Raw genomic sequence first — 12642 nt, 5'->3', positions numbered from 1 at the left:
GAGCGGGGCGGGTCGAGCGGGGCGGGCCGAGTTCGGCCGGCCGGGCGGAGCGGGCCGAGCGGGGCGGGGCTCCGGCTCCGCGTGCCGGCCGGCCCGGCGGGTGGGCCGCGCGTGACGAGCGTTACGACCGCTCCCCTTTACTGCCTCCGTACTCGCCGGTACGTTTGTATGAGCAAGCGCTTAGACAGGCCGAGGTTCGTGGAGGTGGCGGCGTGCGCCGTACGGTGTTCAACGAGGATCACGAGGCGTTCCGGGAGACCCTCCGCGCCTTCATCGAGGCCGAGGTCGTGCCCGTGTACGACGAGTGGTTCGCCGCCGGCCAGGCCCCGCGCGAGTTCTACTACAAGCTGGGCGAGCTGGGCATCTTCGGCATCAACGTGCCGGAGGAGTTCGGCGGCGCCGGCATGGACAGCCACAAGTTCGAGGCCGTCCTCTACGAGGAGACCGCCCGCGCCGGCGTCCAGTTCGGCGGTTCCGGTGTGCACGTGCTGCTCGCGCTCCCCTACATCAAGATGCTCGCCACCGACGAGCAGAAGAAGCGCTACCTGCCGAAGTTCGTCACCGGCGAGGAGATGTGGGCGATCGCGATGACCGAGCCGGGCACCGGCTCCGACCTCGCGGGCATGAAGACCACCGCCAAGCTCTCCGAGGACGGCACGCACTACGTCCTCAACGGCGCCAAGACCTTCATCACCGGCGGTGTGCACGCCGACAAGGTGATCGTCTGCGCCCGTACCTCGGCCCCGACCGCCGAGGACCGCCGCTTCGGCATCTCCCTCTTCGCCGTCGACACCAAGTCCGAGGGCTACTCCGTCGGCCGCAAGCTGGACAAGCTGGGGCTGCGCACCTCCGACACCGCCGAACTGGCCTTCGTCGACGTCAAGGTGCCGGTCGAGGACCTGCTCGGCGAGGAGAACAAGGGCTTCCACTACCTCGGCCACAACCTCGCCTCCGAGCGCTGGGGCATCGCCTTCGGCGCCTACGCGCAGGCCAAGGCCGCCGTCCGGTTCGCCAAGCAGTACGTGCAGGAGCGCACCGTCTTCGGCAAGCCCGTCGCCCACTTCCAGAACACCAAGTTCGAGCTCGCCGCCTGCCAGGCCGAGGTGGACGCCGCCGAGGCGGTCGCCGACCGGGCCACGGAGGCCCTGGACGCCGGTGAACTCACCCCCGCCGAGGCCGCCTCCGCCAAGCTGTTCTGCACCGAGGTCGCGCACCGTGTCATCGACCGCTGCCTCCAGCTGCACGGCGGCTACGGCTACATGAACGAGTACCCCATCGCCCGCCTGTACGCCGACAACCGTGTGAACCGCATCTACGGCGGCACCAGCGAGATCATGAAGACGATTATCGCCAAGAGCATGGGCCTGTAAGAGCCCGTGAACCAGGCACTGGAGTCCCTGCTCGACCTGCTCGACCTCGAGCGGATCGAGCAGGACATCTTCCGCGGCCGGTCCCGCTCCGCCGTCGTACCCCGCGTCTTCGGCGGGCAGGTCGCGGCCCAGGCACTGGTCGCCGCCGGGCGCACGGTCCCCGCCGACCGGCACGCGCACTCGCTGCACGCCTACTTCCTGCGCCCCGGCGACCCGGGCGTGCCCATCGTCTACACCGTGGACCGCATCCGCGACGGCCGTTCCTTCACCACCCGCCGGGTGGTCGCCGTCCAGCACGGGCAGCCGATCTTCCACCTCTCGGCGTCCTTCCAGACGTACGAGGAGGGCCTGGACCACCAGACCCCCATGCCGCCGGCCCCGGACCCGGAGACCCTGCCCACCTCTGTCGAACGGATGCGCGGCTACGACCACCTCCCGTCCGAGGTCGTGGAACGGTTCCTGGAGGCCCGCGAGGCCGTCGACCTTCGCTATGTCGACGAGCCGCCGTTCGGCAGGTTCGGCGAGCCCCGCGAACCGCACTCCCAGGTCTGGTTCCGCACCAACGGCAAACTCGACGACGACCCCCTCCTGCACGTCGTCCTCGCCACCTACGTCTCCGACATGACGCTGCTCGACTCGGTGCTGCTCGCCCACGGGCGCGGCGGCTGGGCCGTCGGCGACGTCGTCGGGGCCTCGCTGGACCACGCCATGTGGTTCCACCGGCCGTTCAGGGCCGACGAGTGGCTGCTGTACGACCAGGAGTCCCCCTCCGCGCACGGCGGCCGCGGCCTCGGCCAGGCCCGCATCCACACGCAGGACGGCCGGCTTGCCATCTCGGTGATCCAGGAAGGCGTGGTTCGCGTCCCCCGCTGACACCCGGGGACACGACACGGGCCGCACGCGAAGGGGCCCGGGGGACACCGGCGGCGGGAGCGCCTGCGCGCCGACCGCCGCCGCCCTCACCGAGGCCGCGACCACCATCACCGAGGTCGCGACCACCATCAGGTCGAGATCGCCCTCGCCGCCCCCGCGACCACCATCACCGAGGCCGCCGCCGGGCTGATCCGCGCGGCTCCGGCGTCACGCTGCCCGAGGCCGCGCGCCCCCTCGCCCTCCCACGCCGGCACGGTCACCGAAGCACCGCCGCCGGCCGCGCTCGAACGCGGCGGGAACCCGCCGACGAGGAACACCCCCACGGCCCCGGGGCCGCGCGCGGGCGCCGCTCGAAAGGACCCAGCCCCCGGCCGTGACCGCCGGGGCGCCGCCCTAAGCCGCCAGCCCCGCCCGGTCCAGCAGATACGCCGTCATCGGGTCGTAGTACCGGGGGCTGACCACATGGTCGTCGAGCGGCACCGTCACCTGGACGGTCCCCTCGGCCTCGGCGAGGAAGAGGGCCGGGTCGTTGGAGTCGGCGTAACCGACGGAGTCCACGCCGAGCTGTCCCGCACAGCCCGCCCAGCCGTGGTCGGCGACCACCAGGTCGGGCAGCGGCCGGCCCTCGTGCTCCAGACCGGTGAGGATGGCGCGCATCGGCTCCCCCGAGTGGGTGTGCCACAGCGTGGCGCCGTGCTCCAGCACCGCCACGTCCGCGAACTGCATGACGTACCCCTCGTCCGTCCGCAGCCCGTCCGGGATCACCACGATCTCGCACCCGGCGGCGCGCAGCGCGGCGGCCGTGGCCCGGTGCACGTCGAGCAGGCCGCCGGGATGGCCGGTCGCGAACAGCACCCGCTGACCGCCGTCGGCCGCCTTGCGCAGCCGGCCGGCCATCCGCTCCAGACCGTCCACGGTCAGCTCGGGATCGATGGTGTCCTGGCCGCTGCGGTACTCCGGATCGTCGTTGACGCCGACCCGCTCCGCCATCACCGCGAGCACGTCCTGCTCGTCGCTCCAGCGGTCGCCGAGTTCCAGGCCCAGCCAGAAGTTGCGGTCGCCGTTCGCCAGCTTGCGGTAGTGGGAGAGGTTGTTCTCGCGGGGCGTGGCGACGTCCCCGGCGATACGGGTCCTGACGAGGTGGTCGACGAGTTCGGCGCGGCTGGGTGTCCCGGGTATCGGCATGGCACCCATTGTGATGCAGTGATCCCCCGGCGTCGCCGGGGTTCCGAGCGCTGGGACGCGGGTCACGCGGCGGCCCGGTCAGCTCCGGCGCAGCGCGAACCACAGTTCCATGCGCACGTCCGGGTCGTCCAGGTCGGCGCCGAGGAGCGCGGCGCAGCGGGCGACGCGCTGGCGCACGGTGTTGCGGTGCACGGCCAGGGCGACCGCGGTGCGGTCCCAGCTGCCGTGCAGGGACAGCCAGGTGCGCAGTGTCTCGGTCAGCGCGGGGACCGCGGCCACGGGGGCGAGCAGCGCGCGGGCGTGCGCCTCGGCCTCGCCGTGCGGGAGCAGGTCGGCGAGGCCGGACCCGGCCGCACCGGTCCGCGCCACGGCGGTGCGGGTGGCCCGGGCCCGGGCCAGCGCGCGGGCCGCCTGACGGTCGGCGGCCGGCCAGTCGGCCGGGGCGGCCGCGGCGCTGACCCCGAGGGTCCAGCCGGGCTGCGCGGCCGGTTCGCGCCCGGCGGGGACGAGCACCCGGACCACCCCGTCCGCCAGGTCCACCAGCGCCGACCCGAGGGCGGCGCCGAGCGCGGAGGCGGCCACCGCGTCGGCGGCCCGACCGTCCGCCCTGGCGTGCACGACGACCCACCGCCCGTCGCCGAGCAGCGGCGCCACCTCCTCGGGCGGTGCGCCCAGCAGCAGCCGTACCAGCGCCGAGGAACGGGCCGCCCCCGAGCCGCTGTGGTGCTCGCCGGTGAGCAGCGACAGCAGCACGGCCGCCACCGACGCGATGGTGTGGTCGCCGGGATCGCGGTGCGGGGCGGCGACGGCGAGGACGAAGCCCTGTCCGGCGCCGAGGGCGTAGGCGGCGAGGTGGGCGCCGGCGACGGTGTCGGTGGCGGAGGAGTGCGCACGGCTGGCGACCAGCCGCGCCAGCCCGTCCAGCGCCTCCCGCACCCCCGGCGGGAACTCCTCCCGCCCCGCCTCGGCGACCCGGGCGCCCTCCGGGCCGTACAGCACCGCCCGGCCGCCGACCCGCTGCGCCAGCTGGCGCAGCACCGAGGGGACGGGATCCGGCCGGGAGGCGGCGGCGGCCAGGCTCTGCTGCGCCTCGGTGACCCGGCGCAGTTCGGCCAGCCGGGCCTGGGCCATCAGCTGCCACACGGCGCGCGCGACCGCGGCGAAGGTGGTCCCGGGCGGAACCTCCAGCAGCGGCAGACCGTGCGCGTCGCAGGCCGCCACCAGCGCCGGCGGCACCGTGTCGTGCACCGGCGCCACACCGAAGCCGAGGGCCGCGCCGCCCGCGGCGACGATCCGGGAGACGTAGTCGTCGAAGTAACCGCCCGGTCCGGACGGGCCGCCCGAGCCGGGGACGTGCACCCCGGCCGTCAGCAGCAGCTCGCCGCCCAGCAGGTAGGGGTAGGGATCGGCCATCTCCGAGGTGTGCGCCCAGTGGATCACCACGCCCGGATCCGACGGCCCGGCGATCCGGCGCAGCGCCAGGTCCTCACGGGCCAGCAGGGCCGACAGCGGGATCGGCGGGGTGGGCGGCACCGCCGGGGCGGACGGCGCGTGTGGATCCGGCATGGTGTGCGTTCCCTCCACTCCGTCTCGCTCGAATGGATGAAAAGTACACTTCGCAGTCGCTTTCCGGCCACCTAGTGTCAAGTCCAGACCGGTGGCCGCGGGTACGGGCGGATGTCCCCGCGATCGGCCGCCGAGGTCCCTGTTCTCAGGAACCCACCCACGGATCTGCACGACACGCCACCGGAATGTGCGCGAAGGAGGGCCCAGCATGGCCGTCGACTACACAGTGATCGTCGTCTACCTGGCCGGCATGCTCGGCATGGGCTGGTGGGGCATGCGCCGCGCCAAGTCCAAGAGCGAGTTCCTGGTGGCGGGCCGCCGCCTCGGGCCCACGATGTACTCCGGCACCATGGCGGCGATCGTCCTCGGCGGCGCGTCCACCATCGGCGGCGTGGGCCTCGGCTACAAGTACGGGCTCTCCGGAGCCTGGATGGTGTTCACCATCGGCCTCGGCCTGCTGGCCCTGTCGGTGTTCTTCTCCGCCCGCATCGCCCGGCTGAAGGTCTACACCGTCTCCGAGATGCTCGACCTGCGCTACGGCGGCAGGGCGGGCGTCATCTCCGGCATCGTCATGTGGGCCTACACCCTCATGCTCGCGGTCACCTCCACCATCGCCTACGCCACCATCTTCGACGTCCTGTTCGACCTGAACCGCACCGTCGCGATCGTCCTCGGCGGCGCGATCGTCGTCGCGTACTCCACCCTCGGCGGCATGTGGTCCATCACACTGACCGACATGGTGCAGTTCGTGGTCAAGACGATCGGCGTGCTGCTCCTGCTGCTGCCCATCGCCGTCGTCAAGGCCGGCGGCTTCAGCGGCATGCGGGCCGAGCTGCCCACCTCCTACTTCGACCCGCTGGGCATCGGCGGCGAGACGATCTTCACCTACGTGCTCATCTACACCTTCGGCATGCTCATCGGCCAGGACATCTGGCAGCGCGTGTTCACCGCCCGCAGCGACCGCACGGCCCGCCTCGGCGGCACCGTCGCCGGCACCTACTGCCTGGTGTACGCCCTCGCCGGCGCCGTCATCGGCACCGCGGCCAAGGTCCTGTACCCCGACCTGGGCAGCGCCGACGACGCCTTCGCGACCATCGTCAAGGACGAACTGCCCATCGGCGTCCGGGGACTGGTCCTCGCTGCCGCCCTGGCCGCGGTGATGTCGACCTCCTCCGGCGCGCTGATCGCCTGCGCGACCGTCGCCAACAACGACATCTGGTCGCGGCTGCGCGGCGCCGTCCGCCGCGACGGCGGGGCGCACGACGAGGTCAGGGGCAACCGCGCCTTCATCCTGATCATGGGCATCGCCGTCATCGGCACCGCGATCGCCCTGAACAACGTCGTCGAGGCGCTGACCGTGGCCTACAACCTGCTCGTCGGCGGACTGCTCGTGCCGATCCTCGGCGGACTGCTGTGGAAGCGCGGTACCGCGCAGGGCGCCCTCGCCTCCGTGATCGTCGGCGGCCTCGCCGTCATCGGCCTCATGGCGGGCTACGGCATCCTCGCCAACGAGCCCGTCTACTACGGCCTGCTGGCCTCCCTCGCGGCCTACCTCGCCGTCTCCCTGGCGACCCGGCCCACCGACGAGTCCGTCCTCGCCGTCTGGCGGGAACGCCTCGCCGGGCGCAGCCCCGAACTCGCCCCCGAACCCGTCCCGGCACACCAGTAGAGTCGGACGGGAAGCAGTACATGCGCGATGAAGCGCAGGAAAGAAGGCATTTCACCATGAGCGGCAACGAGACGCCCCGCGGCCCCGTCGACTCCTCCCGCATCCCGCGCTACGCCGGCCCCGCCACCTTCGCCCGGCTGCCCCGCCTCGACGAGGTCGGCGGACGCGCCGACGTGGCGGTCGTGGGCGTCCCGTTCGACTCCGGTGTCTCCTACCGGCCCGGCGCCCGCTTCGGCGGCAACGCCATCCGCGAGGCGTCCCGGCTGCTGCGCCCCTACAACCCCGCCCAGGACGCCTCCCCGTTCGCCCTGGCGCAGGTCGCCGACGGCGGCGACATCGCCGTGAACCCGTTCAACATCAACGAGGCCGTGGAGACCGTCGAGGCGGCGGCGGACGAGCTGCTGTCCACCGGCGCCCGGCTGATGACCCTGGGCGGCGACCACACCATCGCCCTGCCGCTGCTGCGGTCCGTGGCGAAGAAGCACGGCCCGGTCGCCCTGCTCCACTTCGACGCCCACCTCGACACCTGGGACACCTACTTCGGCGCCGAGTACACCCACGGCACCCCGTTCCGGCGGGCGGTGGAGGAGGGCATCCTCGACACCTCCGCCCTCTCCCACGTCGGCACCCGCGGACCGCTCTACGGCAAGCAGGACCTGACCGACGACGAGAAGATGGGCTTCGGCATCGTCACCTCCGCGGACGTCTACCGTCGGGGCGCCGACGAGATCGCCGACCAGCTGCGGCAGCGCATCGGGGACCGCCCGCTGTACATCTCCATCGACATCGACTGCCTCGACCCCGCGCACGCGCCGGGTACCGGCACGCCCGAGGCCGGCGGCATGACCTCCCGCGAACTGCTGGAGATCCTGCGCGGCCTGGCCTCCTGCAACCTCGTCTCCGCGGACGTCGTCGAGGTGGCGCCGGCCTACGACCACGCCGAGATCACCTCCGTGGCGGCCTCCCACACCGCCTACGAACTGACCACGCTCATGACCCGCCGGATCGCCCAGGAGAAGGCAGACAAGTGACCCACGACCACGACCTGGTGCTCCGCCCGACGCCCGCGCAGACGGCGGCCGCGCTGAATCCACCCCCCGGCCGCAACGGCGGAGACCTGGTCGTGGAGAGTCTGGCCGGGCTCGGCGCCACCACCGTCTTCGGCCTGCCCGGCCAGCACGCCCTGGGCATGTTCGACGCGCTGCGCCGCTCGGACCTCGGCTACGTGGGCCTGCGGGTTGAGAACAACGCCGGCTTCGCGGCCGACGCCTACGGCCGGATCACCGGCGAGGCGGCGCCGCTGCTGCTGTCCACCGGCCCGGGCGCCCTGACCTCCCTGGCCGCGCTCCAGGAAGCGGCGGCGGCCTCCGCCCCCGTCCTGGCGATCGGCAGCCAGATCCCCACCGCCGGCCTCGGCGGCGGACGCCACGGCTACCTGCACGAACTGCCCGACCAGGCCGCCTCCTTCCGGGGCGTGGTGAAGTCGGTGCACACCGTCCGCACCCAGTCCCAGATCCCGTCCGCGATCGCGGCGGCCTGGAAGTCGGCGCTGACCGCCCCGCACGGCCCCGTGTGGGTGGAGATCCCGCAGGACGTGCTGCTGGCGCCGACCACCCTGCCGGTGGTCACGGCGCTGGACGCGACCCCGGAGGAGCTGCCGCCCCGCCCGGAACTGACCGCGGTCGCGGCCGAGTTGCTGTCCAAGGCCGCCCGCCCGGTGATCATCGCCGGCGGGGGAGTGGTCCGGGCGGACGCGTCCGGAAAGCTGCGGGCGCTGGCGGAACGTCTCCAGGCACCGGTCGTGACCACCTTCGGCGGCAAGGGCGCCTTCCCCTGGACGCACCCGCTGTCGCTCCAGTCGTGGCTGGAGGACCGGCACACGACGGACTTCCTGGAGGACGCCGACGTCCTGCTGGTCGTCGGCTCCGGCCTCGGCGAACTGTCCTCGAACTACCACACGTTCGAGCCCCGCGGCCGAGTGATCCAGATCGAGGCCGACCTCGGCAAGCTGGAGTCCAACCACCCGGCCCTCGGTATCCACGCGGACGCCCGCCTGGCGTTGCAGGCACTGCTGGAAACGGTGCCGGAGCGCACCGACGAGAGCGCCGCCGATCGGGTACGGCAGCTGCTGGACAAGGTCGGCGAACGGATCGCCGGCCAGGAACTCACCCTGGAGCAGGACGTGCTGGCAGCGGTGCGCCGCGCCCTGCCCGCCGACTCCCCGTCCTTCTGGGACATGACGATCCTGGCGTACTGGGCCTGGTCGGCCTTCGACCCCCGGGGCGCGAACACCATGCACTCGGCCCAGGGCGCCGGCGGACTCGGCTACGGCTTCCCGGCGGCCCTGGGAGCGGCGGCGGCCGACCCGACCCGCCCGGTCCTGGCCGTGTCGGGCGACGGCGGGGCCCTGTACTCGATCGCCGAACTGGCCACCGCCCGGCAGTACGGCCTGAACGTCACCTGGCTGATCGTCGACGACGGCGGCTACGGCATTCTCCGCGAGTACATGACCGACGCCTTCGGCGAGCCCACGGCCACCGAACTCACCCGCCCCGACTACGTCGCCCTGGCCGAGTCCTTCGGCGTCCCGGGCGTCCGCACGTCCCCGGCGACCCTGGAGACCGACCTGGCGAAGGCCCTGGACCGGCCGGGTCCCTCTGTGGTCGTTCTTCCCGCGGTGCTGCGGATGTTCGCGCCCACACACCTGGGCTGACCGTCCCGACTTCGTCGTTCTCGCTCAGTTCTTCGGCGTCCCCGGTGTCCGGTTGATTCCTGTGATGCTGGATTCCGACCTGGCGAAGGCCCTGGTCCGGCCGGGACCCTCTGTGGTCGTCCTTCCGGGGTGCTGCGGATGTTCGCGCGCGCACCTGGGCTCACCGTCCAGCGGCGGTCGTAGGCTCGACCGGGTCGGCCAGGAAGGGAGAGCGGTGCTGTGACGGCGAACGAGGACGAGTGGGTGCACGTGTTCAGCGTCGAGAACCTGCCCGGGGCGCCAAGGGCCGGGCAACTGCTCCTGGGTTGACTGCGCGACCGGGGGATCGACTGGATGCCTTTCGACGGACGCGACCTCCGCTGTGACCTGACCTGCGGGCCGGATCCCGGCAGCGGCCGGTGGCGGGGGCGGGTCCACCTGTGGGTACGGGCGCACGCCCTGCGGCGACTGGGACTGCACCCCGAACAGCCGACGGCGGTAGTCACCGGTGTCTCGCCGCCTGGCTGGTGGCACGCGGCGGGGGGGGGTACGCGAGACGGCACCCGCCCCGGCGGCCATGACCCCGGACGCCGGTCGGGGCATGACCCGTGGCTCCCGGTCCTCGGGGGTCGGGAGCCATGGCCGTCGCCGGGCGTCGCGTCAGCCGACGTCCGACGGGTCGAGCCGGTAGAGCGAGGACTGGCTGGTCCCGGCCGACGAGCCGGACGAGGCGCCCGACTCCGACCCCGACTTCGGCCCGGACTGCGGGACCGACGTCGTGCTCTTGCTGTAGGAGCTTTCCTTCACCGCCGTGCCGTGCTTCTGCACCCAGGCCGTGACCTGCGAGGTGACCGAGTCACGCCGCCCATGCCGCCGCCGAGCTGGATGTAGTGCAGCTCGCCCTTCTTCACCAGTTCCTTGAGCTTGGCCAGGGTCATCGCCTTGTCGGTGCCGGACCAGCCCCACATGGAGATGACCGGCTGCCCGCTGCTGAGGATGAGCTGCGCGGCGCTCTGCGAACTGGACACGGCCAGCAGCCACTTGGCGCCGTCCTGGTGCTTCTTCAGGTACGTGACCAGTTCGCTGCTCGCGTCGCCCACACCGCCGCCGGGGCCGCCGCCCATGCCGCCCATGCCATTCGTGGAACCGCGCTCCCCGCCCCCTCCGGGGGCGCCTCCCGCGCCGTCGGCACCGTTCGGTCGCGTGGCACTGCCTGCCCCGCCGCTCCCGTCACCCTGCTGAGTGGTCCCGGGCAGCTCGCCGCCACCCTGCGACGCGGTCCCACCGGACGCTTCACCGTCGGCCCCGCCGGCCGTCTGGCTGTCGGCCCCGCCGGGCATCTGGCTGTTGGTCCCGCCGGCCGTCTGGCTGTTGGTCCCGCCGGCCGTCTGGCTGTTGGTCCCGCCGGACGCCTGGCTGCCGGTCCCGCCGGGCAACTCGCCGTTCGGGGGGCCGCCGGGCGCGCCGCCATCCGGAAAGACTCCGGCCTGGCCACCGGCCTGTTGCGTACCGCCGCCGGGCACCTCTCCGCCGCCGGGCCCCTCTCCGCCGCCGGGCATCTCCCCGCCGGGGCCACCGCCCGGGAAGCCCCCTCGGGCGCCGTCTCCGCCCGGGCCACCGAAGCCGTTGCCGGTGGTGGGGCCCGCCGTGGGGTTCGTACCGCCCATGCCACCGCCGGAGCCCGCGCCCGAGGGCACCGAGTACGCGTACGCGGCCGGGCCCGCCACCGCCGCGATCACCGCCGCCGCCACGGAAGCGGCCAGCAGCCGTGCCCGGTGGCCGGAACGGAAGACGAGCAGCCCCGCTATCGCCAGGGCCATGAGCACCCCGACCGCCGGCCACAGCCAGGTGTGCCAGCCCGAAGCCCGGCGCAGCAGCACGATCGCCCAGAGCGCCGTCACCGCCAGCCCCGTCGGCAGCACCCACGCCCAGCGTCGGTCCGCACGGAACGCCCGCAGCAGCAGCACACCACCGCCCCCGCACAGAGCGGCGATCCCGGGCGCGAGCGCGGTCGTGTAATAGGGGTGCATCGTGCCCTCGGCCATCGCGAAGGTCAGGTAGTGCAGGGCCGTCCAGCCGCCCCAGAGGACCAAGGCCGCCCGGGTCGGGTCGGTGCGCGGGGCCCGGCCGCACAGCACCAGCCCGCCGACGCAGGCGAGCGCCGCGAAGGGGATCAACCAGGAGATCTGGCCGCCCAGGATGTCGTTGAACATACGGCCGAGACCTGCCGTGCCCGAGAAGCCGCCTCCACCGCCTCCACCGCCTCCGCCGCCTCCACCGCCTCCGCCGTTCCCCTCGCCGCCGAAGATGCGGCCCAGGCCGTTGTAGCCCGTGATCAGGTTCCAGGCGGTGCCGTCGGTGGAGCCGCCGATGTAGGGCCGCTCGGAGGCGGGCACCAGGGAGACGGCCGCCGCCCACCAGAAGCTGGAGACGGCCAGCGCCACCGCGGCGACGAGGAGGTTCACGATCCGGCGTACCAACGGCGGCCGGGCCGCGTACAGGTACACCACGAAGACGGCCGGCAGGGCGATGTACCCCTGGAGCATCTTCGTGTTGAAGGCGAGTCCGAAGCAGACCGCCGAGCCCACGAGTGGCAGCAGTCGGCCGCCCGTGACCGCGCGCAGGGCGAGGGCCGACCCGCCGACCATCAACAGCACCAGCAGCGTGTCGGGGTTGTTGTCCCGGTTGATGGCCACGGTGATCGGGGTGAGCGCGAGCACCAGCGCGGCGACGGCCGCCGCGCCGTGGCCCCACACCCGCTTCACCGAGGAGTGCAGGATCCAGATGGTGGCGAGTGCGGCCACGATCATCGGAGCCATCATCTGCCAGGTGCCGAAACCGAGGATCCGGCAGGACAGGCCCATCACCATCAGGGCGAGCGGCGGCTTGTCGACGGTGAGGAAGTTGCCCGCGTCCAACGAGCCGAAGAACCAGGCCTTCCAGCTCTCCGTGCCGCTGAGTACGGCGGCGCTGTAGAAGCTGTTCAGGCCGGAGCCCGACAGGTTCCAGGAGTACAGCGTGGCGGCCAGGGCGAGGATCGCGAGCAGCGCGGGCAGCGACCAGCGGGGCGCCGCAGCGGGCCGTGCCGTGGACCGCGCTGCGGGCCGTGCCGTGGACCGCGCTGCGGGCCGTGCCGTGGACCGTTCCGCGCGCCGGTCCGGAGAGGGGCCGGTCGGGGGCGCGGTCGGGGGCGCGGTCGGACGGGGAAGGGGATCGGTGGCTGAGGTCACCCGCGCATCGTGCATATCGCGGGTGGGTGCGGGCTGTGGCGTACCTGGTCCTCAGCT

7 protein-coding genes and 1 pseudogene are annotated in these 12642 nt (G+C 73.1%); 5 read left to right on the top strand and 3 right to left on the bottom strand.

What is annotated here, in order from left to right; all coding sequences use genetic code 11:
- The first annotated feature begins 212 nt into the window (after positions 1–212).
- Positions 213–1370: an acyl-CoA dehydrogenase family protein gene (locus ACF061_RS04355; protein ID WP_392265257.1), complete on the top strand. Its 1158-nt coding sequence runs from the start codon at positions 213–215 to the stop codon at positions 1368–1370.
- A gap of 6 nt (positions 1371–1376) precedes the next feature.
- Positions 1377–2243, top strand: coding sequence for an acyl-CoA thioesterase (locus tag ACF061_RS04350; RefSeq protein WP_392265256.1), 867 nt, complete (start codon positions 1377–1379; stop codon positions 2241–2243).
- Positions 2244–2636: 393 nt separating this feature from the next.
- Here the strand turns inward: ACF061_RS04350 and ACF061_RS04345 are convergent, their stop codons facing one another.
- The gene (locus ACF061_RS04345) at positions 2637–3428 is read right to left on the bottom strand and encodes a phosphatase (RefSeq protein ID WP_392265255.1); all 792 of its coding nucleotides are present in this window, start codon (positions 3426–3428) and stop codon (positions 2637–2639) included.
- Between the two features lie 78 nt (positions 3429–3506).
- The gene (locus ACF061_RS04340; RefSeq protein WP_392265254.1) at positions 3507–4994 is read right to left on the bottom strand and encodes a helix-turn-helix domain-containing protein; all 1488 of its coding nucleotides are present in this window, start codon (positions 4992–4994) and stop codon (positions 3507–3509) included.
- Positions 4995–5202: 208 nt separating this feature from the next.
- Here ACF061_RS04340 and ACF061_RS04335 point away from each other — a divergent pair, with 208 nt between their 5' ends.
- From ACF061_RS04335 to ACF061_RS04325, 3 genes are read left to right on the top strand one after another with little or no spacing between them, the layout of a single operon-like run.
- Positions 5203–6663 carry a sodium:solute symporter gene (locus ACF061_RS04335; protein ID WP_392265253.1) on the top strand — a complete coding sequence of 487 codons (1461 nt, stop codon included), beginning with the start codon at positions 5203–5205 and terminating at the stop codon, positions 6661–6663.
- 56 nt (positions 6664–6719) lie between these two features.
- On the top strand, positions 6720–7694 hold the full coding sequence (gene speB, locus ACF061_RS04330) for an agmatinase (RefSeq protein WP_392265252.1): 975 nt from the start codon (positions 6720–6722) through the stop codon (positions 7692–7694).
- Positions 7691–9376, top strand: coding sequence for a thiamine pyrophosphate-binding protein (locus ACF061_RS04325; RefSeq protein WP_392265251.1), 1686 nt, complete (start codon positions 7691–7693; stop codon positions 9374–9376). Before speB ends, ACF061_RS04325 begins: the two co-directional genes overlap by 4 nt.
- A gap of 639 nt (positions 9377–10015) precedes the next feature.
- Here the strand turns inward: ACF061_RS04325 and ACF061_RS04320 are convergent.
- Positions 10016–12585 (bottom strand): annotated as a pseudogene (locus ACF061_RS04320) (ArnT family glycosyltransferase).
- Between the last annotated feature and the right edge of the window lie 57 nt (positions 12586–12642).

It is taken from the genome of Streptomyces sp. NPDC015220 (assembly GCF_043079345.1).
GTDB lineage: Bacteria > Actinomycetota > Actinomycetes > Streptomycetales > Streptomycetaceae > Streptomyces.
Note: the sequence above shows the minus strand (reverse complement) of the source record. Positions and strands in the feature narration are given on the sequence as shown.